The sequence below is a fragment of the Methylobacterium sp. J-072 genome, assembly GCF_022829425.1.
In the GTDB taxonomy this organism is placed as follows: domain Bacteria; phylum Pseudomonadota; class Alphaproteobacteria; order Rhizobiales; family Beijerinckiaceae; genus Methylobacterium.
Window position 1 is genome coordinate 1 of record NZ_JAKSYK010000013.1, and the last position, 22965, is coordinate 22965.

20 protein-coding genes are annotated in these 22965 nt (G+C 69.5%); 13 read left to right on the forward strand and 7 right to left on the reverse strand.

What is annotated here, in order from left to right; genetic code table 11:
• Positions 1 to 21 precede the first annotated feature (21 nt).
• The 3 genes from fdxH to MKK67_RS00580 form a co-directional block, all read right to left on the reverse strand.
• Positions 22 to 960 carry a formate dehydrogenase subunit beta gene (gene fdxH / locus MKK67_RS00570; protein ID WP_243960847.1) on the reverse strand — a complete coding sequence of 313 codons (939 nt, stop codon included), beginning with the start codon at positions 958 to 960 and terminating at the stop codon, positions 22 to 24.
• A gap of 13 nt (positions 961 to 973) precedes the next feature.
• Positions 974 to 4054: a formate dehydrogenase-N subunit alpha gene (gene fdnG / locus MKK67_RS00575; protein WP_243960857.1), complete on the reverse strand. Its 3081-nt coding sequence runs from the start codon at positions 4052 to 4054 to the stop codon at positions 974 to 976.
• 152 nt (positions 4055 to 4206) lie between these two features.
• Positions 4207 to 4548 carry a hypothetical protein gene (locus MKK67_RS00580; protein WP_243960864.1) on the reverse strand — a complete coding sequence of 114 codons (342 nt, stop codon included), beginning with the start codon at positions 4546 to 4548 and terminating at the stop codon, positions 4207 to 4209.
• A gap of 146 nt (positions 4549 to 4694) precedes the next feature.
• Here MKK67_RS00580 and MKK67_RS00585 point away from each other — a divergent pair, with 146 nt between their 5' ends.
• The 8 genes from MKK67_RS00585 to MKK67_RS00620 all read left to right on the forward strand — a co-directional run bounded on the left by MKK67_RS00585 (position 4695) and on the right by MKK67_RS00620 (position 10947).
• The gene (locus MKK67_RS00585; RefSeq protein ID WP_243960867.1) at positions 4695 to 4880 is read left to right on the forward strand and encodes a hypothetical protein; all 186 of its coding nucleotides are present in this window, start codon (positions 4695 to 4697) and stop codon (positions 4878 to 4880) included.
• Between the two features lie 364 nt (positions 4881 to 5244).
• On the forward strand, positions 5245 to 6231 hold the full coding sequence (locus MKK67_RS00590; protein ID WP_243960914.1) for a sulfate ABC transporter substrate-binding protein: 987 nt from the start codon (positions 5245 to 5247) through the stop codon (positions 6229 to 6231).
• A gap of 10 nt (positions 6232 to 6241) precedes the next feature.
• Positions 6242 to 7096, forward strand: a complete 855-nt coding sequence (cysT, locus tag MKK67_RS00595; RefSeq protein ID WP_243960869.1) for a sulfate ABC transporter permease subunit CysT — start codon at positions 6242 to 6244, stop codon at positions 7094 to 7096.
• The gene (cysW, locus tag MKK67_RS00600) at positions 7089 to 7970 is read left to right on the forward strand and encodes a sulfate ABC transporter permease subunit CysW (RefSeq protein WP_243960871.1); all 882 of its coding nucleotides are present in this window, start codon (positions 7089 to 7091) and stop codon (positions 7968 to 7970) included. The genes cysT and cysW overlap by 8 nt, the downstream gene beginning before the upstream one ends.
• 58 nt (positions 7971 to 8028) lie before the next feature.
• Positions 8029 to 9012 carry a sulfate/molybdate ABC transporter ATP-binding protein gene (locus MKK67_RS00605; protein WP_243960882.1) on the forward strand — a complete coding sequence of 328 codons (984 nt, stop codon included), beginning with the start codon at positions 8029 to 8031 and terminating at the stop codon, positions 9010 to 9012.
• Positions 9013 to 9329: 317 nt separating this feature from the next.
• Entirely contained in the window at positions 9330 to 9551 is a 222-nt protein-coding gene (locus MKK67_RS00610) for a type II toxin-antitoxin system HicB family antitoxin (RefSeq protein ID WP_243960892.1), read from the forward strand.
• 76 nt (positions 9552 to 9627) lie between these two features.
• Complete coding sequence (locus MKK67_RS00615) at positions 9628 to 10668, forward strand: cysteine synthase A (protein ID WP_243960894.1); 1041 nt, start codon at positions 9628 to 9630, stop codon at positions 10666 to 10668.
• 123 nt (positions 10669 to 10791) lie between these two features.
• Positions 10792 to 10947, forward strand: a complete 156-nt coding sequence (locus MKK67_RS00620; RefSeq protein ID WP_007563230.1) for a hypothetical protein — start codon at positions 10792 to 10794, stop codon at positions 10945 to 10947.
• A gap of 121 nt (positions 10948 to 11068) precedes the next feature.
• On the opposite strand, the gene MKK67_RS00625 is transcribed toward MKK67_RS00620, so the two are convergent.
• On the reverse strand, positions 11069 to 12526 hold the full coding sequence (locus tag MKK67_RS00625; protein WP_409568349.1) for a serine protease: 1458 nt from the start codon (positions 12524 to 12526) through the stop codon (positions 11069 to 11071).
• Positions 12527 to 12774: 248 nt separating this feature from the next.
• Here MKK67_RS00625 and MKK67_RS00630 point away from each other — a divergent pair, with 248 nt between their 5' ends.
• Positions 12775 to 12951: a hypothetical protein gene (locus tag MKK67_RS00630; RefSeq protein ID WP_243960898.1), complete on the forward strand. Its 177-nt coding sequence runs from the start codon at positions 12775 to 12777 to the stop codon at positions 12949 to 12951.
• A gap of 119 nt (positions 12952 to 13070) precedes the next feature.
• Here MKK67_RS00630 and MKK67_RS00635 read toward each other — a convergent pair whose 3' ends face one another.
• The 3 genes from MKK67_RS00635 to MKK67_RS00645 all read right to left on the reverse strand — a co-directional run bounded on the left by MKK67_RS00635 (position 13071) and on the right by MKK67_RS00645 (position 16502).
• The gene (locus MKK67_RS00635; protein WP_243960900.1) at positions 13071 to 13373 is read right to left on the reverse strand and encodes an alkylphosphonate utilization protein; all 303 of its coding nucleotides are present in this window, start codon (positions 13371 to 13373) and stop codon (positions 13071 to 13073) included.
• Between the two features lie 188 nt (positions 13374 to 13561).
• Positions 13562 to 14848: a crotonyl-CoA carboxylase/reductase gene (ccrA, locus tag MKK67_RS00640; RefSeq protein ID WP_243960902.1), complete on the reverse strand. Its 1287-nt coding sequence runs from the start codon at positions 14846 to 14848 to the stop codon at positions 13562 to 13564.
• Positions 14849 to 15029: 181 nt separating this feature from the next.
• Positions 15030 to 16502 (reverse strand): catalase, encoded by a 1473-nt coding sequence (locus tag MKK67_RS00645; protein ID WP_243960904.1) that lies wholly within the window; start codon positions 16500 to 16502, stop codon positions 15030 to 15032.
• Positions 16503 to 16903: 401 nt separating this feature from the next.
• Here MKK67_RS00645 and MKK67_RS00650 point away from each other — a divergent pair, with 401 nt between their 5' ends.
• From MKK67_RS00650 to MKK67_RS00665, 4 genes are all read left to right on the forward strand, one after another.
• Complete coding sequence (locus MKK67_RS00650) at positions 16904 to 18946, forward strand: protein meaA (protein WP_243960906.1); 2043 nt, start codon at positions 16904 to 16906, stop codon at positions 18944 to 18946.
• Between the two features lie 99 nt (positions 18947 to 19045).
• Positions 19046 to 20731, forward strand: a complete 1686-nt coding sequence (locus tag MKK67_RS00655; RefSeq protein ID WP_243960908.1) for a methyl-accepting chemotaxis protein — start codon at positions 19046 to 19048, stop codon at positions 20729 to 20731.
• A gap of 49 nt (positions 20732 to 20780) precedes the next feature.
• Positions 20781 to 21818 (forward strand): glycosyl transferase, encoded by a 1038-nt coding sequence (locus tag MKK67_RS00660; protein ID WP_243960910.1) that lies wholly within the window; start codon positions 20781 to 20783, stop codon positions 21816 to 21818.
• Positions 21815 to 22735 carry an NAD-dependent epimerase/dehydratase family protein gene (locus tag MKK67_RS00665; protein ID WP_243960912.1) on the forward strand — a complete coding sequence of 307 codons (921 nt, stop codon included), beginning with the start codon at positions 21815 to 21817 and terminating at the stop codon, positions 22733 to 22735. Before MKK67_RS00660 ends, MKK67_RS00665 begins: the two co-directional genes overlap by 4 nt.
• Positions 22736 to 22965 lie beyond the last annotated feature (230 nt).

A 22965-nucleotide genomic window follows, 5' to 3' on the forward strand; every position in this document is an offset into this window, starting at 1 on the left:
GGGGGAGGGAGACCGTCGCGTCTAGTGCGGCCGCGCCTCGCCGCTGCCGGTCTCGCCGCGGCGCTTGGCCTCGTCGTACTCGACCGCCTCTTCCTCTTCTTCCGGCACGACCTCGTTCGGGCCGGCCGTCACGTAGTGGAAGAAGCCCGCGACCGCGGCAAAGCCCATCGCGGCGAGCCCGAACACCTTGGCGCCGCCCTTCCAGAAGGCGACCAGCGGCGAGATCTTCGGGTCGTTCGGCAGGCCGGCATACAGGCTCGGCTGGTCGGCATGGTGCAGCACGTACATGACGTGCGTGCCGCCGACGCCGGCCGGGTCGTAGAGACCGGCATGCTCGAAGCCGCGCGACTTCAGGTCCTCGACGCGGGTCTCGGCCTGCTCGATCATCGCCTGCTTGGTGCCGAACATGATCGAGCCGGTCGGGCACGCCTTGGCGCAGGCCGGAGCCTGACCCACCGCGACCCGGTCCGAGCACAGGGTGCACTTGTACGCCTTGTGGTCGGTCTGGCTGATGCGCGGGATGTTGAACGGGCACCCCTTCACGCAATAGCCGCAGCCGATGCAGTTCTCCTCGATGAAGTCGACGATGCCGTTGGAGTACTGCACGATCGCCCCGGGGGACGGGCACGCCTTGAGACAGCCCGGCTCGGTGCAGTGCATGCAGCCGTCCTTGCGGATCAGCCATTCGAGGTTCTGGGTCTCCGGGTTCTCGTACTCGGTGAACCGCATGAGGGTCCACGACTTCGGCGTGAGGTCGTGGGGGTTGTCGTAGACACCGCGGTTGATCCCGATGTCGTCGCGCAGGTCGTTCCACTCCTCGCAGGCCGATTGGCAGGCCTTGCAGCCGATGCATTTCGACACGTCGATGAGCTTGGCGACCTCCACCTGGCGGCGGATCTCCGGCGGCGTCTCCGTGGAGGCGGAGCGCTGGCGGATATCGAGGGAGCTGTAATCGGCCATGATCTCGAGCTCCTCAGGCGACCGCGTCGGACGGCGGCGTGGTCGGCTCGATATTCACGAGCCAGGCCTTGAACTCCGGCGTCTCGGTATTCGCGTCACCCACCACGGGCGTCAGCGAGTTCGGGTGCCATCCTTTCTTCGTCAGGCCCATGAAGCCCCAGTGCTGCGGGATGCCAACGACGTGGACGGCCTTGCCGTCGCAGATCAGCGGCTTGATCCGCTTGGTCACCACCGCCTTGGCCTTCAGCGAGCCGCGCTTCGACCAGACGCGGACCCAACCGCCCTTGGTGATGCCCTTCTCCTTCGCCAGCTCCTCCGAGATCTCCACGAAGGCCTCCGGCTGGAGGATCGCGTTGATCCGGGCGTGCTTGGTCCAGCCGTGGAAGTGCTCGGTCAGGCGGTAGCTGGTGGCCGCGTAGGGGAACTCCGTCGCGTCGCCGAGATCGGCCAGGTCGTCCTTGAAGATGCGGGCCGCCGGGGCGCCCTTGATCTTCGGGAACGGGATGTTGGCCATCGGCGACTCGAACGGCTCGTAATGCGTCGGGAACGGCCCGTCGCGCATGAGCCCCCGGGTCCACAGGCGGGCGACGCCCTCCTGGTTCAGGATGAACGGCCCGACGCCCTTATCGGGGGCGACGGTGACGCCGTAATCCGGCACGTCGAAGCCGATCCACTGCTTGCCGTTCCACTCGATGAGCTTCTTCTTCTCCGACCAGGGCTTGCCCTCCGGGTCGCAGGACGCCCGGTTGTAGAGCACGCGCCGGTTGGCCGGCCACGCGAAGGCCCAGTTCGGGGCGATGCCGCGGTCGCCGGGATCATTGTTGTCCCGGCGGGCCATGGTGTTGCCCTTCTCGGTGTAGCAGCCCGAGTAGATCCAGCACCCGCAGGCGGTGGTGCCGTCGTCCTTGAGCTGGGCGAAGCCGTCGAGCTGCTTGCCCGCCGGGATGATCGTCCCGTTGAGGTCCGGCGTCGGCGCCACGGTGAAGCCGTTGAGCTCGCGGGCGAGCTCGGTCGGCGTCGGCGATTCCGCGATCGCGTAGTCCCATTTCAGGTTGAGGATCGCGTCCGGGAACGCGCCGCCATCCTTCTTGTAGGCCGCCTTCACGCGGAGGAAGATCTCCGACATGATCTCGATGTCCGAGCGGCACTCGCCCGGAGGCTCCTGAGCCTGCCAGTGCCACTGCAGCCAGCGGCTGGAGTTCGACAGCGAGCCTTCCTCCTCCACGAACAGGGTGGTCGGCAGCTCGAACACCTCGGTCTGGATCTTGGTCGGATCGACGTCGTTGTACTCGCCGTGGTTCTCCCAGAACCGGGCGGTCTCCGTCTTGAGCGGATCCATCACCACGATGAACTTCATCTTGGAGAAGGCGTCCGTCATCTTGGCGCGGTTCGGGAACGACAGCAGGGGGTTGAAGCCCTGGATGATGTAGCCCGTCATCTTGCCCTGCTTGGCGAGCTCGAACCCACGGATCACGTCGTAGGTCGGCACGTCGAGCTTGGGCAGGTAATCGTAGGCCCAATCGTTCTCCTTCGTCGCCTTATCGCCCCACATCATCTTCTGGAACGAGACGAAGAACTTGTTGTAGTTCTGCCAGTAGCTGGTCTGGCCCGGGCGCAGCGGCTTGAACTGCCGCTTGGCGATGTAGCTCGCGTAGTCCGGCTCCTTCTCCACGGGCAGGTTGAGATAGCCCGGGATGAGGTTCGACATCAGCCCGAGATCGGTCAGCCCCTGGATGTTGGAGTGACCGCGCAGCGCCTGCATGCCGCCGCCGAGCATGCCGATATTGCCCAGCAGCGTCTGCACGATGCACATCGAACGGATGTTCTGCGAGCCCTTGGAGTGGTGCGTCCAGCCGAGCGCGTAGAGCGAGGCCATCGTCCGCTCAGGCGACGACGTGGTCGCCATCAGCTCGCAGACCTTCAGGAAGGTCTCCTTCGGCGAGCCGCAGATCCGCTCCACCATCTCCGGCGTGTAGATGGCGATGTGCTTCTTCAAGAGCTGCATGACGCAGCGCGGATGCTGCATCGTCTCGTCGACCACGGCATAGCCGTCGGGACCGATCTCGTAGTCCCAGGTGGTCTTGTCGTAGTCGCGCTTGTCGGCGTCGTAGCCGGCGAACAGGCCCTCGCTGAAATCGTAGCCCTCGCGGACCACGTAGCCCGCGTTGGAATAGGCCGCGACGTAGCGGTGCTGCAGCTTGTCGTTGTCGATCAGGTACTTCGCGACACCCGACAGGAACGCGATATCGGTCCCCTGCCGGATCGGGCAGTACAGATCGGCCACCGACGCCGTGCGGGTGAAGCGCGGGTCGACGACGATGAGCTTGGCGTTGTTATGGGCCTTCGCCTCGACGACCCACTTGAATCCGCACGGATGCGCTTCGGCGGCATTGCCGCCCATCACGGTAATCACGTCCGCGTGCTTGATGTCCATCCAGAGGTTGGTCATCGCACCGCGTCCGAAGGAGGGCGCCAAACTGGCGACCGACGGACCGTGTCAAACCCTGGCCTGGTTATCGAAGACCAGGGCCCCCATGCTTCGGACTGTCTTGTAGGTCAGCCAGGCCGTCTCGTTGGTGGTGGCCGAGGCTCCGAGGAAGCCCGTCGTGGTCCAGCGGTTGACCGTGAGCTCTTCGTTCTTGGCCAGGAAGTTCTTGTCCCGATCCTCCTTGAGGAGGGTCGCGATCCGGTCGAGGGCGAAGTCCCAGGAGACGCGCTTGAACTCGGAGGTGCCGGGCGCCCGGTAGAGCGGGTACTTGGTGCGCGTCTCGGCATGCACGAAGTCGAGCAGGGCCGAGCCCTTCGGGCAGAGCGTGCCGCGGTTGACCGGGTGATCGGGATCGCCCTCGATATGCATCACCGAGGAGCGCGCGTTCTTCGAACGGTCGCCCAGGCTGTACAGGATGACGCCGCAGGCGACCGAGCAGTACGGGCATGTGTTGCGGGTCTCGCGCATCTGCGCGAGCTTGAACGGCCGCACCGCGGCGGCCATGGCCGGCTGGAGTCCGCCGAAGCCGAGTGCGCCGAGCGAGCCGCCCGCGAGGCCGGCGCCGGCCCCTTTGAGCAGGCCACGCCGAGAGACCTGGACGTTCATCTCCGCTCCTTAAAGCGATCTGGTATAATTCCAGGGTGTCCCAAAAAAGCGTGCACGAGGCAAGTGCGATGGGGTGACACAGCGGGCAGGGCTGTCTTGCATGTGCCGGCACGTTCAAGTGCCGGCTATCATCCTACAGGAGCACGTGTTTTTTACTTGGTAGGCGCGGCCGGATTGTTGCCCGAGGGGCCGCCGGTGCGGTGGTCGAGGGGCGCCTGCGGCTCCGTCGCGGAGGATCCGCCCGTATCCGCCTTGGGGACCGGCCGGTCGGCGTTCTCGCCGATCGACTTGCCGCCCGGGTTCGGCGCGTCCTTGGCGGCCGATTGCTCCCGGGGAACCGGCGCCTGACTCCAGCCGTCCTGGGCGCTGCGGGACTTGTCGCCCATCGCGTCGATCCCCTTGATCTCGCCGGGCTGCGTCTGGGCCAGGGCCGGGGCGCTCGTCGCCGCCAACGCCAGGAACGCCATCAGGGTCAGGGGAATCGAGCGGGACACAGGGTGGATCCGATCTGCGCGAGGGGTCATGGCCGGCAACGTGCCCCCGGGGCGGCCAGTTCCGGCCCCCGGGACCGGCCGCCGTGACGGCTTCTTAACCAAGCTTTGCCAATCTCCTGGCGTGGCCGCCTAGGAGACTCGGGATCATGACGAAGTCGTATCCGGAGCGTCCGTCCGAAGAGACCGCCTCATCGACCGCGGCCTCCCTCAGCCCGAGCGTCCGGCGGCATCTCGGCCAGAACCTGCGGGCGGTCTACGCCGACACGCTGGCGGCGCCGATCGACCAGCGCCTCGAGGCCCTGGTGAAGCAGCTCGGCAAATCGAAGCCTTAAGTCTCGCGCCCTACGGCTCGGGCGATGAATCGCTGCGAGCGAAATGTGCGCCAGCGCACATCAGTTCGTTCTTTCTACGAAACCCTCTGACGCGCTGACATTCTTCTCCCTGCTTTTCGAGCCGGAGAAGATCCATGCCTTCTGCCCTGATCAATCCCCCTGACCGCTTGTGCTCCCGGGGAATCCGACGATCCTGCATCCCGCATAAGGCCGTGTGACCACGCGCCCGAGACTTGACTTCGTTCGATAAACCGAACGATCCAGGGCTTTCTGGGTGCGCCTCGCTGCGGCGCACCCGTCAGCGGCTGGGAGAGCGGGCGTGATAAAGAACGGTGCGGTCAGGAACCGGGCTTTCGGGCTGTCGATGCTGGTCGGGGCCGGCCTGTTGTCCTGCCTTCTGCCGGCCGCTGCCGAGACCGCGCTGCTGAACGTCTCGTACGACCCGACCCGGGAACTCTACCGCGACATCAACACGGTCTTCGCCGAGGAATGGAAGGCCAAGACCGGCGAGGCGATCACGGTGCGCGCCTCGCATGGCGGCTCGGGCGCCCAGGCCCGCACGGTGATCGACGGCGTCGATGCCGACGTGGTCACGCTGGGCATCCCGTCGGACATCGACGCCATCGCCAAGCTGACCCACAAGATCCCCGACGACTGGCGGACCAAGCTTCCCAACGAGGCCACACCCTACACCTCGACGGTGGTCTTCCTGGTCCGCAAGGGCAACCCGAAGGGCGTCAAGGACTGGGCCGACCTGACCAAGCCGGACGTCAAGGTGATCACTCCGAACCCCAAGACCTCGGCCGGCGGCCGCTGGAACTTCCTGGCCGCCTGGGGCTACGCCTACGGCCAGGACAAGGACGCCGCCAAGGCCGACGCCTTCGTGGGCCAGATCTACAAGAACGTGCCGATTCTCGACACCGGCGCCCGCGGCTCGACCGTGACCTTCGCGCAGCGCGGGCTGGGCGACGTGCTCCCGACCTGGGAGAACGAGGCCTACCTGGTGCTGCAGGAATTCGGCGCGGACAAGTTCGACATCGTGTCGCCGCCGACCTCGATCTACGCCGAGCCGCCGGTGGCCCTCGTGGCCGCTAATGCCGAGCGTAAGGGCACCACCAAGGCCGCCCAGGCCTATCTCGACTTCCTGTACAGCGACCGCGCGCAGGCGATCTTCGCCAAGCACCATTACCGCCCGATCCGCCGCGAGGCGGCGGCCCCGGCCGACCTCGCCCAGCTCCCCGAGATCAAGCTGTTCAAGATCGAGGATTACCAGGGCTCCTGGGACGAGATCCAGAAGCGGAACTTCGACGCCGGCGGCTTGTTCGACCGGTTGAGCCGGGCCGGCCGCTGAGGCGGGAACCATGGTCGAGACGCCGCGTCGCAAACGCACCTTCCGCCGCCCGAGCGTGATCCCGGGCTTCGGGCTCAGCTTCGGCTACACGCTGACCTGCCTCGGGCTCATCGTGCTGCTGCCGCTCGCCGGGCTCGTCGCCAAGGCGTCCGGCCTCGGCCTCTCCGGGATCTGGGACGTTGCCACCGATCCGCGGGTGTCCAGCGCCCTGCGGATCAGCTTCGGCGTCTCGGCGGTCGCGGCGCTCGTGGCCTCGGTCTTCGGCTTCCTGGTCGCCTGGGTCCTGACCCGCTACCGCTTCCCGGGCCGCAAGCTCATGGACGCGGCGGTCGACCTGCCCTTCGCGCTGCCGACCGCGGTGGCCGGCATCGCCCTGGCCTCGCTCTATGCGCCGGACGGGTTTTTGGGCGCGCCGCTCGCCCGGCTCGGCATCCAGGCGGCCTACACGCCGGTGGGGATCTTCATCGCCATGGTGTTCATCGGGCTGCCCTTCGCGGTGCGGACCGTGCAGCCGCTGATCGCCGAGATCGACAAGGAGATCGAGGAGGCGTCCGCCACCCTCGGGGCCAACCGGTTCGCGACCCTGACCAAGGTGGTGCTGCCGCCGCTGATCCCGGCGGTGCTCACCGGCTTCGCCATGGCCTTCGCCCGGGGGGTCGGCGAGTACGGCTCGATCATCTTCATCGCCGGCAACCTGCCTTACGTCTCGGAGATCGCGCCGCTCCTGATCGTGATCAAGCTGTCCGAGTTCGACTATGGCGGGGCGGCGGCGATCGCCACGATCATGCTGGGCATCTCGTTCCTGACGCTGCTTACCATTAACCTGATCCAGGCCTGGAGCCGGAGGCGCTTCGGCTATGTCTGAGATCTTCTCGCCGACCGTGGCACCGATCGTGCGGGCGGAGCCGGTCGCCTCGGAGGGGGCGGCCACCCGCACCGTGCTGATCGCGATCGCGATCGCCTTCCTGGCGCTGTTCCTAGTGCTGCCGCTGATCGCGGTGTTCACCCAGGCCTTCTCCAAGGGGGTCGAGGCCTTCCTGGCGGCGTTCCGGGAGCCCGATGCCTGGAGCGCGATCCGCCTGACCCTGACGGTGGCGGCGATCGCGGTGCCGTTCAACGTGGTGTTCGGCCTGGCGGCCTCCTGGGCGATCGCCAAGTTCGAGTTCTCCGGCAAGTCGCTGCTGATCACCCTGATCGACCTGCCGTTCTCGGTCTCGCCGGTGGTCTCGGGGCTGATCTACGTGCTGCTGTTCGGCTCGCAGGGCCTGTTCGGCACCTGGCTCGTGGACCACGGGATCCAGGTTCTGTTCGCCCTGCCGGGGATCGTGCTGGCGACCGTGTTCGTGACCTTCCCGTTCGTCGCCCGGGAGCTGATCCCGCTGATGCAGGAGCAGGGCTCCTCGGAGGAGGAGGCGGCCCTGACGCTCGGGGCCTCGGGCCTGCACGCGTTCCGCACGGTGACGCTGCCCAACATCCGCTGGGGCCTGCTCTACAGCGTGCTCCTCTGCAATGCCCGGGCGATGGGCGAGTTCGGGGCGGTGTCGGTGGTGTCCGGCCACATCCGCGGCCTGACCAACACCATCCCGCTCCACGTGGAGATCCTCTACAATGAGTACAACTTCGTCGCCGCCTTCGCCGTCGCTACGCTCCTCGCTGTCCTCGCCCTCATCACCCTCGTCCTCAAATCCTTCCTCGAGTGGCGCTTCGCGGGCGAACTCGCACACGGCCGGGCTCACTGAGCGCTCCTCGACGGCGATCCGGGTCGAGGGCATCTCCAAGACCTTCGACACGGCCGCGGTGCTGCACGACCTGTCGATCGACGTGCGGGCGGGGGAGCTGCTCGGGCTGCTCGGCCCCTCGGGCTCGGGCAAGACGACGCTGCTGCGGATCATCGCCGGGCTCGACGCGCCGGACCGGGGCCGGATCCTGTTCGGCGACGACGACGCCACGGGGCTGGCCGTGCAGGAGCGGGCGGTGGGCTTCGTGTTCCAGCACTACGCCCTGTTCAAGCACATGAGCGTGGCCGACAACATCGCCTACGGGCTGAACGCGCGGCGCCGGGCCGACCGGCCGGCTAGGCCTGAGATCAAGCGTCGGGTCGGCGACCTGCTCGACCTGATCCGGCTCTCGGGCTTCGGCGACCGCTACCCGTCGCAGCTCTCGGGCGGCCAGCGCCAGCGGGTGGCGCTCGCCCGGGCGCTCGCCGTCGAGCCCCGGGTGCTGCTGCTGGACGAGCCCTTCGGCGCCCTCGACGCCCAAGTCCGAAAGGACCTGCGCCGCTGGCTGCGCGAGATCCACGACCGCACCGGCCAGACGACGATCTTCGTGACCCACGATCAGGACGAGGCCCTGGAGCTGTCGGACCGGGTCGCGGTGCTGGATCGCGGCCGCCTGGAGCAGGTCGGCACCCCGGACGAGGTCCAGGAGCACCCGGCCTCGGCGACCGTGATGAAGTTCCTCGGCGACCACGTCGAGGTGGAAGCGCTGGCCGAGGGCGGCCGGGTGCTGGTGCGCGGCCGGGAGACGCCGGTGGCGACACCGGCCGGGACCATCGGCCCGGTCAAGCTCTACGTCCGGCCCTGGCAGTTGCAGCTCGCCGAGCCCGAGGCGGCGCATCTCTCCGGCACGGTGCGCAGCTCCTACCGCAGCCAGGGCCGCCAGCGCATCGAGGTCGCCGACGACCAGGGCCGCGTGCTCGCGGTGGAGGATTTCGACGGCATCCGCTACCCGGCCGGCCACCCAGTCGGCCTGCGGATCAACGGGGGGCATGTGTTCGGGTGAATAGCCTGACGGCGTTGCGTTCGGATCAGCTGTGAACACGGGAGCCTGTGCCCGAGGGGTCGAGGCCGGTGAGCCAATCGGAGAAACGCCTCGACCGGATGCGCCGCAATCCTGTCGGCGATTGGACGATCGAAGACGTCGCGATGGTCTGCCGCGGGTTCGGGATCGATTGCGTTCCACCGGGGCGGGGCTCACATTACGACATCTCCCATCCGAGTCGCCCTGAGATCCTGACGGTTCCCGCCCGACGGCCCATCAAGGGTCCCTACATTCGGGATTTCGTGGCGTTCGTGGACGCCGTCAGAAGGAGCTGAGCCATGATGGTTCGCGACTACTTCGTTCAGGTCGAGCGGTTGACGGAAGCCGATGGGGGCGGGTTGCTGGGCCGTGTGCCCGACCTACCCGGATGCATGTCGGACGGCGACGATCTCGAGGGCCTGGAGGCGAATGTCGCCGATGCCATCGAGACTTGGATTAACGCAGCTCACCGCTTGGGCCGCGAGGTGCCGTCGCCGAAGCTACAGGCTCGGCGCGCCTGAAACCGGATCCGAAATTGTCGATTGGGGCTGGGTTCGAGAGTCCTGCCCTATTGCGTAGGCCCACGAGCCGAGACCGATGTCTGAACAGCCCCATCCCGATGTCCTCGCCGCAATCGGCCAGACGCCGCTGATCCGGCTGCGCCGCGCCTCCGAGGCGACCGGTTGCGAGATTTTCGGGAAGGCCGAGTTCCTCAATCCCGGCCTTTCGGTGAAGGACCGGGCGGCGCTCGCCATCGTGCAGGATGCCGAGGCGAAAGGCCTGATCCGGCCGGGCGGGACCATCGTGGAGGGCACAGCCGGCAATACCGGCATCGGTCTCGCCCTGGTGGCTTCCGTGCGCGGCTACCGGACGCTGATCGTCATCCCGGTCACGCAGTCCGAGGAGAAGAAGCAGACTCTGCGGCTCGCCGGCGCGCGCCTCGTCGAGGTGCCGGCGGTGCCGTTCGCCAACCCGAACAACTACGTCCACGTCGCCCGGCGGCTGGCCGAAAAGCTCGCCGCCACGGAGGCCAACGGGGCGTTCTTCGCCGACCAGTTCGACAACGTCGCCAACCGGCAGGCCCATGTGGACGGGACCGGCCCCGAGATCTGGGAGCAGACCGGCGGTCGGGTCGACGGCTTCGTCTGCGCCGCCGGGACCGGGGGGACGCTGGCGGGCACCGCGGCAGCGTTGCGGGCCCGGAATCCGGGGGTGCGCATCGCGCTCTCCGATCCGGAGGGCTCGGCCCTCTACGCGCACTACACCACCGGCACCCTGAAGGCAGAGGGCTCCTCGATCACCGAGGGGATCGGCCAGGGCCGGATCACCAAAAACCTCGACGGCTTCACCCCGGATCACGCCTTCCGCATCCCCGACCGCGAGGCGCTGGACATCGTCTTCGGCCTGATGCGGGCGGAGGGGCTGTCGCTGGGCGGCTCGTCCGGCATCAACGTCGCCGGGGCGATCCGGCTGGCCCGGGAGCTCGGGCCCGGCCACACGGTGGTGACGATCCTGTGCGACGGGGCGGCGCGCTACGCCTCGAAACTGTTCAACCCGACCTTCCTGACCGAGCGCGACCTGCCGGTGCCGGGCTGGCTCGAGGCGCCGCAGGATGTGTTGCCGGATTGGCACGCCTGAGCGCTACGGCCTCATCCAGCGATTATCCTCACAAAAGCGTGGAATCGCGTTGAACGGAACGGATTGTCGCAGCGTTTGAACGGTCACGCTCGCATCAGCGCGGCTGTCCGGAGAGTCCGATCCATGTCCCTCGTCACCATTCTGCTCATCATCCTGATCATCCTGGCCTTCGGCGGCGGCGGCTTCCTGGGCGGCGGCGCCTATCGCGGCCCGGGCTTCGGCCTCGGCGGCATCCTGCTCATCGTGCTGATCGTCCTGCTGGTGACCGGCCGGCTGTAAGGCCCTTCCGGACGCCGTCCCCCGCCGGGCCGCCTGCGGTTCGGCGGGATCGTCCGACGCGGCATGTCCGCTGCTTCACGGATCGGGGCCGCGCTCCCCGGTCCGTGATGAGGCGCCGGCCTTATCGGCAGGTGATCCCGACGATGGCCGACGCGGCCGTGCCGGGCCCGAACTCCGGGCGCGGCTTCGCCTCGGCGATGCCCTGGCCGGCCAGGAAGGCCGCGACCGCCTGGGCCGGCACCAGAGCCAGGCGCGCGGGCGGCACGATGCCGGAGACCCGCCGCGCCGCCGCCGGATAGCGGGCCACGAGTCCGACCAGGCGCCCCGACCGGTCGAGCACCGGCGCCCCGGCGGAGCCCGGCTGGAGCGGCGCGATCACGCCCCCCGTCACGGCCGTTGCCGGTGCGGCCAGAACTCCGTCCGCGCCCGGAGCCAGCGCGATCAGGGCCTCGTCGGCAGCGGGCGGATCGGCCCGCACCGGCACCCGCACCGGGGCCGGGATGCCGGTGGCCTCAAGCAGCGCGAGCCCCGCCGGATCGGTCGCGAGAACCCGGGCCGTGGCCTGGCCGATCCGCGGCGCCGGGCAGCCTTCCAGCACCGCCGCCGCCGTGAGGACGCGTCCCGGCGCGATCACCAGACCGGTTCCCGCACCCGTAGGGGCGGCTGTCGTCGGCGGCGGCGCGGCGGCGGAGCCGGCCGGCGCGCTCGCGGCGACCTTCGGATGCGCCGCATCGGCGCCCGCCGGGAACGGCGCGAAGGCGTTGGCCACCGCGATCACCAGGCGGCCGACCTCCGCCGCCAGGGCCCGGTCGTAGCCGATCAGGAAGCCGCGCACGCCCTGCGGCCCGGCATCGTACCGGACGTAGGACAGGCCGCTCGCGGTCTCCGCGGTGACAACCAGGGACTCCGGCTTTCGCAGCTTGTAGGTGACCTTGCGGTTGGGCAGCGGCGCGGTGAGCTGGTCGAACAGGCTGTCCAGGGTCTCGCCGCCCGGGGGGATGGCGCGCGACTCCAGGGTCACGCGCCCGTCCGCACTCTGCCAGCGGGTGCCGGCTGGGAGGGCCGTGCGCTTCAACAGCAGGCGCTCGGGCACGCCGATCACCGCGCCGGTGGCGGGATCGGCGGCGATCCGGAAGCGCGCCGCCACCTTGGCCGCTTCGCCCGCCGCCAGCAGCGCCGCCCGGCCGCGCAGCTCCAGCGGATCGGCCCCGCCGGTCCGGGTCCGGTAGGCGGTCAGGGCGTCGAAGGTCCGGCGGCCGAACGCCCCCGAGACCACGGCGTTGAAATCGCCGGTCCAGACCAGGGCATCCTGGATCGCTTTGCGGTCCGCCTCGGTCAGCACCTCGAAGGCAGTCCTGGTCGCCTCGAAGGCAGGATCGGGCGCGGCGGGCTTGGCGGGTGAGGCGGCCTTCGGAGCGGGCTGGGCCGGTCGGGCCGTCGCCGGACGATCCTGGGCGAATCCCGGGTTTGGCGCCGTCAAGCCGCCCAGCACGAGGATCGCCAGGAGGGGGGCCCTCCGCGGGCCGCGCGGCGCAGCGGTCTCCCGACCCGGTTCCTGCCCTGCTTCACGCAAATCCATCGCCGTCCCCGACGCTCAACGCGGCAACCTTGGCAGAGCCCTCCGCGGCGCGCCAGACCGGACGCCCTCGGCCGGCCGCACGCGGGGAAATCTGTCCAAACCGGCGTCGCGGTCCCGTGCACACGGCCGCGCGATGCGCTAGAGGGCAGGAATCCGGCTTCGCGGGCCGGCCCGGACTCCGAATCGGGACCCGACTCGGACCTCCTGCCGGCCGCGCGCCGCCGCCATGGTCCGACGCGGAGCCCGGCATGAGCGAGACGAACAACACCTTCAAGAAGGCGCCCAAGCGCAAGCCCGCCAAGGGCAAGAGCGTCAGCGTCTCCCCCGAAATGCGGCAGGCGTACGCCGACTTGATCCGGGAGCGCGCCGAGAAGCAGGAAGCCTACGGACGCCACCTGCCGCAGGAGGAGACCAAGCGCCGGTAGGAGACCGGGTTTCCAAAGGGCTCAGCCCTTTGGCGGGGTTCGGGGGTGGAACCCCCGAAACACCAGGGCTCTGCCCTGGACCCGCAAACGGTCCCGAACCTTTTAAAACCCTGACGACCCTAGCGCTTGCGCACGAACTCGGTGCGCAGGACGAGCCCCTTGATGGTGTCGTGGCGGCAATCGATCTCTTCGGGATCGTCCGTGAGCCGGATCGACCGGATGACCGTGCCCTGCTTCAGGGTCTGGTTGGCACCCTTGACCTTCAGGTCCTTGATCAGCGTGACCGAGTCGCCGTCGGCCAGGACGTTGCCGGCTGAATCGCGGACCTCGGCCCGGGCAGGTGCCGCGGCGGAAGCCTCGCCGGGCGGGAGCCACTCGCCCGTCGCCTCGTCGTACACGTAAGAATCGTCGTCGCCGGCCAAGTCTGGAACCCCCGATGCCGGGTCCGGGCGCTGCGCCCGTCACCCTGCGCGTCCGCGCCCCTCACGCCGAATCGGTCATCGCCCCGGCGGGGGTGCTGGAACGAGCGCGGCCGTTCTCGCTCCCGGCCAGGCCGGGGGCAAGAGGGGAGGCCGGCCCCCGCCCCGAGAGCGGGAGCCGGGAGTCAGCGTCAGCGCTTGAGCGGACCGGCCTCGATCACGTCCTCGACCGTGCGCAGGCCGGCACGGGGGGAGTTCACCAGACAGGCCATGTTGCCGGGCGGGTGCTGGTTCTTCCACATCTTGGTGTGGGCCTGGGGAATCTTGTCCCAGGGAAAAACCTCGCTCATGCACGGGTCGACCCGGCGATCGATCACGAACTGGTTGGCCGACGAGGCCTGCTTGAGATGGGCGAAGTGCGAGCCCTGGATCCGCTTCTGGCGCATCCAGACGTAGCGGGCGTCGAAGGTGATGTTGAAGCCGGTGGTGCCGGCGCAGAACACCACCATGCCGCCGCGCTTCACCACCAGGGCCGAGACCGGGAAGGTCGCCTCGCCGGGATGCTCGAAGACGATGTCGACATCCTTCTTGCCGGTGATGTCCCAGATCGCCTTGCCGAACTTCCGCGCCTCTTTCGTCCAGGCGTTGAACTCAGGCGAGTTGACCTTGGGCAGCTGCCCCCAGCAGTTAAAGTCTTTGCGGTTGATCACGCCCTTGGCGCCGAGGCTCATGACGTAGTCGCGCTTCGACTCGTCCGAGATCACCGCGATGGCGTTGGCGCCCGAGGCCGCGCAGAGCTGGACGCCGAACACCCCGAGACCGCCGGAGGCGCCCCAGATCAGCACGTTCTGGCCCGGCCGGACCGTGTGCGGCGCGTGGCCGAACAGCATGCGGTAGGCGGTGGCGAGGGTCAGCGTGTAGCAGGCCGCCTCCTCCCAGGTGAGGTGCTTGGGCCGGTCCATGAGCTGGCGCGACTGCACCCGGCAGAACTGCGCGAAGGAGCCGTCCGGCGTCTCGTAGCCCCAGATCCGCTGCGAGGGCGAGAACATCGGGTCGCCGCCGTTGCACTCCTCGTCGTCGCCGTCATCCTGGTTGCAGTGGACGATGACCTCGTCGCCGACCTTCCAGCGCTTCACCTTGGCGCCGACCGCCCAGACGATGCCGGACGCGTCCGAGCCGGCGATGTGGTACTCGGCCTTGTGCACGTCGAAGGGCGAGATCGGCTCGCCCAGCCCGGCCCAGACGCCGTTGTAGTTGACGCCCGCGGCCATGACGTAGACCAGCACCTCGTCGTCGCCGATCGACCAGACCGGCAGCACTTCGAGCTGGTGGGACTCCTCCGGCGGCCCGTGACGCTCGCGCCGGATCGCCCAGGCGTACATCTTGGCCGGCACGTGACCCAGCGGCGGGATCTCGCCCATCTCGTAGAGATCTTTGAACTCGCCGTCCGCCGGACGGACCGCACCGCTCGCAGCCATCTCGCTCTCCTCTCATCCCGCGCTGTTCTCACGGCCGCGGTTCTCTCTCGCGCTATAGCGGCGATGTCGGGGGCGTCCAAGTGGGCCGAAAGTCGAAATCGGAGGGTTTCGCGCGTGAAAAAGGCGCCGGCACAAGGCCGGCGCCCACGTATTCAAATTCGGCTTGCGAACCGACCAAGTATTATTCGGCGGCGGCCTGGTGGGTGTCGATCCCGAGACCTTCCGCGACGCCGCGGCCGAAATCCTGGTGGACCTTATACCAATGCGCGATCATCCGCTCCTGGATGTGCCGCGGCGAGTCGCCCATCGAGGTGACGATGTTCTTCACGAGCCGCTGGCGCTCACCCTCGTCCAGCACCTTCGACCAGAGCTGGCGCGGCTGGCCGTAGAGATCCTCGTCGTCGTTCGGCCAGCCGTAGCGCGCCGCGTCGCCCCGGATCCGCAGGGGCGGCTCGGCGAAGGCCGGATCCTCCACGGGGCCGCCGAAGGAGTTCGGCTGGTAATCGACCTGCGCGCCGTGGTTGCCGTCGGTGCGCATCGACCCGTCCCGGTGGTAGGTCTGCACCTTGGCGTTCTTGGCCTGGTTCACCGGGATCTGGTGGTAGTTCACGCCGAGCCGGTACCGATGCGCGTCCGAGTACGACAGGATGCGGTTCTGCAGCATCTTGTCCGGTGAGAAACCGATGCCCGGCACCACATTGGACGGCTCGAAGGCCGATTGCTCGATCTCGGCGAAGTAGTTCTCCGGATTTCGGTTCAGCTCCATCTCGCCGATCTCGATCAGCGGGTAGTCGCCATGCGGCCAGACCTTGGTGAAGTCGAACGGGTTGATCCGGTAGGTGTCGGCATCGAGCTCCGGCATGATCTGGACGGAGACCTTCCATTTCGGGAACTCGCCCCGCTCGATCGCCGAGGACAGGTCGGCCGCGGAGTAATCCGGATCGGTGCCGGCGATTTGATCCGCCTCCTCGGCGGAAAAGTTCTGGATGCCCTGCTTGGTGTGGAAGTGGAACTTCACCCAGTAGCGCTCGCCCTTCTCGTTCCAGAGCGAGAAGGTGTGCGAGCCGTAGCCGTTCATGAACCGGGCCGATTTCGGCGTGCCGCGGTCGCTGTACAGGATCATCACCTGGTGGATCGCCTCGGGCGAGAGGCTCCAGAAGTCCCAACGGCGCCAATGCGGCTTCAGGTGCGTGCGCGGGTCGCGCTTTTGGGTGCGGATGAAGTCGGAGAACTTGATCGCGTCGCGCACGAAGAAGATCGGCGTGTTGTTGCCGACGAGGTCCCAGTTGCCCTCCTCGGTGTAGAACTTCAGGGCGAAGCCGCGGGGATCGCGGGCGGTGTCGGCGGAGCCGGATTCGCCGCCCACCGTGGAGAACCGGGCGACCATCGGCACCGCCTTGCCGACCTCCGTCAGCACCTTGGCGCGGGTGTATTGGCCAAGCGACTTGGTCAGCCGGAACGTGCCGTAGGCGCCGTAGCCCTTGGCGTGGACCACCCGCTCGGGGATCCGCTCCCGGTTGAAATGGGCCATCTTCTCGATGAGGTGGTAGTCCTGCATCAGCACGGGCCCGCGGGGACCCACGGTGATCGAATTCTGGTTGTCGGAGATGGGGTTGCCGAACGCTGTCGTCAGGCGCGGGCTCTGATCGGCCATCGCTGTCGCTCCTTAGGGTGCTCGCCGCCGGCCGAGCCAGTCGGTCCGGCGCTGGAAAGCGCGGTGAGTCACGGATCCGGAATCGGGGGCGACGCCGGTCGCGCCCGATTCGGCGGCCGCACGCATGCGAAACGGTGCTGGTGCGATCGCCGGCGGTCCAACGCGCCGGTTCCCGTTTGGAGCCATTAAATTCCAGGTCGCGCGCGGGCTTGTGAGGCGGCGCGCGGGACCGGCGCTTCAAATCCGGCTGTCCGCCCGGACAAGTTTTTTAAAGGCCGCCCAAACACAACCGGCGCGCGTTGCACCTCTGTCGCGGATGACGCGCCCGGCCGCCTTCGCTACGGTGCGGTCAAGGCTGCGCCCCGAGCGCGGATAGTCAAGAACACGACATGGAGGCCAGGATGGGCGTGCGCGTCGCGGAAACCACGGGCGACAAGACGCCCCGCGATAAACCCTGGATCATCCGCACCTATGCGGGCCATTCCAACGCGGCCGAGTCCAACGCGCTCTACCGGGGCAACCTCGCCAAGGGCCAGACCGGCCTGTCGGTGGCCTTCGACCTCCCGACCCAGACCGGCTACGACCCCGATCACGAATTGGCGCGCGGCGAGGTCGGCAAGGTCGGCGTCTCGATCGCGCATCTCGGCGACATGCGGACCCTGTTCCAGGACATCCCGCTCGCCCAGATGAACACCTCGATGACCATCAACGCCACGGCCCCGTGGCTGCTGGCGCTCTACCTGGCGGTGGCCGAAGAGCAGGGTGCGCCCTTCGATGCCCTCCAGGGCACGACCCAGAACGACATCATCAAGGAGTACCTGTCGCGCGGGACCTACGTGTTCCCGCCCGCGCCCTCGCTCCGGCTCACCAAGGACGTGATCCTGTTCACGACCCAGAACGTGCCGAAGTGGAACCCGATGAATGTCTGCTCCTACCACCTGCAGGAGGCGGGGGCGACGCCGGTCCAGGAGCTGTCCTACGCGCTGGCCATCGCCATCGCGGTGCTCGACACCGTGCGCGACGACCCCGAATTCGACGCGACAAGTTTTTCCGACGTGTTCGGGCGGATCTCGTTCTTCGTGAATGCCGGGCTGCGCTTCGTCACCGAGATCTGCAAGATGCGGGCGTTCGCCGAGCTCTGGGACGAGATCGCCCAGGAGCGCTACGGCATCGACGACCCGAAGAAGCGGATTTTTCGCTATGGGGTCCAGGTCAACAGCCTTGGGCTGACGGAGCAGCAGCCGGAAAACAACGTCCACCGCATCCTGATCGAGATGCTGGCCGTGACCCTCTCCAAGCGCGCCCGCGCCCGGGCGGTGCAACTGCCGGCCTGGAACGAGGCGCTCGGCCTGCCCCGGCCCTGGGACCAGCAATGGTCGATGCGCATGCAGCAGATCCTGGCCTTCGAGACCGATCTTTTGGAATATGACGATATCTTCGACGGCTCGAAAGTCATCGAGGCCAAGGTCGAGGCTCTGAAGGCCGAGACCCGGGCCGAGCTGGAGCGGATCGGCGGCATCGGCGGCGCGGTCGCCGCGGTGGAGACCGGCGCCCTCAAGCGCGCCCTGGTCGAGTCGAACGCCAAGCGGATCTCGGCGATCGAGGCCGGCGAGCAGATCGTCGTCGGCGTCAACAAGTGGCAGCAGGGCGAGCCCTCGCCGCTCACCGCCGGGGAGGGCGCGATCTTCTCCGTGTCCGAGACGGTGGAGATGGAGGCGCAGGGCCGCATCCGCGACTGGCGCAGCAAGCGCGACGACCGGGCTGTCGGCCAGGCGCTCGAAGCCCTGGAGCAGGCCGCGCGCTCCGGCGCCAACATCATGCCGGTCTCGATCGCGGCCGCGAAGGCCGGCGTCACCACCGGCGAGTGGGGCGAGCGCCTGCGGCAGGTGTTCGGCGAGTACCGGGCGCCCACCGGGGTGAGCCTCGAGACCGTCTCCTCCGGGGCGGCCGAGGAGGCCAAGCTCCTGATCGCGGATCTCGGCGAGCGGCTCGGCGAGACCCCGCGGCTGGTGGTCGGCAAGCCCGGCCTCGACGGCCACTCGAACGGCGCCGAGCAGATCGCGCTGCGCGCCCGGGATGTCGGCTTCGACGTGACCTACGACGGCATCCGCCAGACCCCGGCGGAGATCGTGGCGAAGGCCAAGGAGACCGGCGCCCACGTGGTCGGCCTGTCGATCCTGTCGGGCAGCCACGTGCCGCTGGTCCGCGAGGTCCGCGCCCAGATGCGTGAGGCCGGGCTCGACCACATCCCGGTGGTGGTCGGTGGCATCATCTCCCCCGAGGACGAGCTGGTCCTGAAGAACATGGGCGTGCGCGCGGTCTACACGCCCAAGGACTACGCCATCGACGCGATCATGATCGGCCTGGCCAAGGTGGTGGAGAAGAGCCTGGACCGGCAGGGCAGCGCGCCGGAGCCGGCGCGGGAGGGCGCGCAGGTTTACTGAGACGGCGCAGAATCGCCCATGCAGGCCTGCACGGGCCAAGCTTGACAGTCCTGGGATAGGACGATCCCCTGGCCCGGTATCGGACCGGGGCGATGCGACATGCGCACGGGTATCTCCATCGCGGCCAAGCTCGGCGGATGCCTGGCGGCCCTGGTCCTGCTGATCGTCGCCACCTGCGGCCTCTCCCTGGCCGAGCTGCGCGGTATCGACTCAACCGCCGGGCAGCTGCGCGACGTGCGCGTGCCCGCCACCGATGCGCTGGGGTGGATCGGCATCAACATCATGCGTCAGCGGGTCAATGCCGGGCGCCTGATCACCGCCGACACGCCCGAGCAGCGGACGCTGGTCGAGGGGCAGATCGCCAAGCGCGACGCGCTGCTCGCCGCCCAGATCGCCCGCTACGAGGCCCTGCCGCTATCGCAAGGCGAGCGCGACGCCTATGACGCCTTCAAGCGGCACCGGGCGATCTATGCCGACCAGCAACGGGAGGCCGTGGCCAAGGCCGGCGCGGGCGACATCGCCAGCGGCCAGCGGATCTACAACACCGCGATGTCGGACAGCATCGCCGCCATCATGGCTGATTGGGAGAAGCTCGTCGGCCTGAACGCTGCCGGCTCGCAGGCGAGCGGCGCGCTGATCGCGGAGACCTATGCCGGTGCCAACCGGAACATGCTGGCGCTCGGCGGCCTCGCCCTCCTGGTCGCCCTGGGTGCCTTCGTGCTGGTCATGCGCGGCGTCAGCAGGCCGCTCCGGGTGATCGCCGGGGCGACGCAGCGCCTCGCGGCCGGGGATGCCGAGGTCGCCATCCCGGGGCGGGACCGCCGGGACGAGGTCGGCACCCTAGCCGGCGCGCTCGTGGTGTTCCGCGAGACCCTGATCCGGACGCGCGCCCTGGAGACCGAGACCGCGCAGGCCCGTGCCGACGCCGAGACCCAGCGCCGGGCGGCAACTCAGGCCATGGCCGACGCGTTCGAGCAGGCGGTCGGCAGCGTCGTCGGCGGCGTCTCCACGGCCGCGACCGAGCTGGAGGCCACCGCCCGCGCCCTCACCGGCAGCGCCGCGGCCTCGACCGATCAGTCCGGCACCGTTTCAGCGGCAGCCCATGCGGCGGCGGCCAATGTCACCACCGTCGCGGCCGCCGCGGAGCAGTTGGGCTCGGCGGTGCAGGAGATCGGCCGGCAGGTGACCGGCTCGGCGGAACTGGCACGGACCGCCGTGGCCGAGGCTTTGGACACGGTGGCCCTGGTCCAGGACCTGAGCGCCGCCGCCGCGAAGGTCGGCGATGTCGTCGCGCTGATCTCCGGCATCGCCGGCCAGACCAACCTGCTGGCGCTCAACGCCACGATCGAGGCGGCCCGGGCCGGAGAGGCCGGGCGCGGCTTCGCCGTGGTGGCGTCCGAGGTGAAGGAGCTCGCCGCCCAGACCGCCCGGGCGACGGAAGACATCACCGGCCAGATCGGCCGGATCCAGGCCTCGACCGGCCAGGCCGTGGCGGCGATCGACGGGATCGGGCGGCGCATCCGCGAGATCGACGGGGTCGCGACCTCGATCGCGGCGGCGGTGGAGGAGCAGGGCGTGGCCACCCAAGAGATCGTCCGCAACGTCGCCGAGGCGGCGGCCGGCACCGGCGCGGTCACCGGCACCATCGCGAGCCTCGCCCAGGCCGCCGGCGAGACCGGCGCCGCCGCCACCCAGGTGCTCGAAGCCGCCTCCGAGATGTCGCGCCAATCCGAGCACCTGACCGCCGAGGTCGGACGCTTCCTCGCCACGGTGCGGGCGGCGTAGGGGCGTGCGCGCCTTCCCGATCGCGCTGCGGATCGCGTAGGACGGCGCGATGCCGTCCGCCCTCGCTACGATCCTCGTCCTCGCCGTCCTGCTCGCCGCGGCCCTGTCGGCCGGGCTAATCCTGCGGTTGCGCCCGGCCCTCCAGCGCTACGCCCTGGCGCGGCCGAACGCCCGGTCCAGCCACACGGTGCCGACGCCGCAGGGCGGCGGGATCGCCGTGGTGACGGCTTTGGTGACGATCTCGGGGCTGCTGATCGCGGCGCCCGAGATCGGCGGCCGGCCGGACTGGATCGGGCTCGCGAGCGGCACCCTGGTCCTTGCGGTGCTCGGCGCCGTGGATGATCTGCGTCCGCTGCCGGCCGCCTTGCGGCTCGCCGTGCAAGCGGCGGTGGTCGGCGTGCTGGTCTGGCAGCTCGACGGGCGACTGCTGCCTTGGGCGCCCCTGTGGCTCGAGCGCGGCCTGGCGCTGCTGGCCGGTGTCTGGTTCGTCAACCTGACGAACTTCATGGACGGGCTCGACTGGCTGACGGTGGCGGAGATCGTCCCGGTCTCCGGGGCGCTGCTGCTCCTCGGGCTCGCCGGATACCTGCCGCCGCTGCCGGCCCTGGTGGCGGCCTGCCTGCTCGGGGCGATGCTGGGCTTCGCGCCGTTCAACCGGCCGGTGGCGAACCTCTTCCTCGGGGATGTCGGCGCGCTGCCGATCGGGCTCGTCACCGCCTGGCTGCTCTGCCAGCTCGCCCTGGCGGGGGGGCTCGCCGCCGCCCTGCTGCTACCGCTCGTCTACCTCGCCGATGCCAGCCTGACGCTCGCCGCCCGGGGCTCGCGGGGCGAGCGGGTCTGGGAGGCGCATCGCGGGCATTACTACCAGCGCGCCACCGATAACGGCCTGACCGTCTTGGGGGTCGTGGCGCGGGTGTTCGGGGTCAACCTCGTGCTGGCCGGGCTCGCCGCCGCGACCTTGTTTTGGCCGTCCTGGCCGGTCACGCTCGGGGCGCTCGCGGCCGGGCTTGCCCTGGTCGCCACCCTGCTCCGCCGCTTCGCCCGCGCGCCCGCGCCGGCCCATGCCGAAGGTGCCGCCAGCCCGTGACCGGATTGATCGCGCTCACCGGGGCCACCGGGTTCATCGGCCGCCACCTGCTCGCCGATCTCACCGCCCGCGGCTACCGGGTCCGGGTGCTGCTGCGCCGGCCGACGGCGCTGCCGGAGGGCGCCGCGAGCGCGGTGGTCGGCGACCTGACCCGCCCGATCAACATGGCGGCGGCGCTCAGCGGCGTCGACGCCGTGGTGCACTCGGCAGGCCTCGCCCATGCGATGTCGGGCGCCCCCGAGGACGATTACCGCACGCTCAACACCGAGGCGACGCGCAAGCTCGCGGAGGCCGCGTCCCGGGCGAGGGTGCGGCGGTTCGTGTTCCTGTCCTCGATCCGCGCGCAGGTCGGGGCCAGCGCGCCCGGCGTGGTCGGGGAGGGCGATGAGCCCCGGCCCACCGACGCCTACGGCCGCTCCAAGCTGGAGGCCGAGCGGGCACTGGCCGAGACCGGTCTCGACTGGGTCGCGCTCCGCCCGGTCCTGGTCTACGGCGCGGGCGTGAAGGGCAACATGGCCGCGCTCCTGCGGCTCGCCCGCAGCCCCTATCCGCTGCCGCTGGGCTCCCTCGCGGCGCGGCGCTCGCTGATCTCCCTGGAGAGCCTGTCGGGGGCCGTGGACGCGGTCCTTCGGGCGCCGGCCCCGATCCGATCCGCCTTGATCGCCGCCGATCCGGACCCGCTCAGCCTGGCCGAGATGCTCACGGCGCTGCGTGCCGGCCTCGGCCGCAAGCCCGGGCTGATCCCGGTGCCGGCCGGCCTCCTCGGGCTGGCCTGCCGGCTGACCGGCCGGGAGGCTGTGTTCGCCCGCGTTGCGGAAGGCCTGGAGGCCCGCGCCGACGGCCTCGCGGCGCTCGGATGGCGCCCGGCCGCGCCGACGCGGGACGGGCTGGCGCGGCTGGCTCGGGAGGGGGGCTGAATTCAGGGCGGTGACGGTCTTTCCCATCCATCCCCCTCATCCTGAGCAACCGTTATACGGGCTCGGCCGCGGGACGCCATGGCGTCCCGCGGGCGAGGACGGTGTTGGCGTAGATGAGCAGCTTTCGGGCGCAGGCGATGAGGGCCTGCTTGTGGGTCTTGCCGCGGGCCTGGAGGCGGGTGCGCAGGGCGACGAGGGCGGGGTTCCAGCGGTAGGACGCGGGCAGGGCG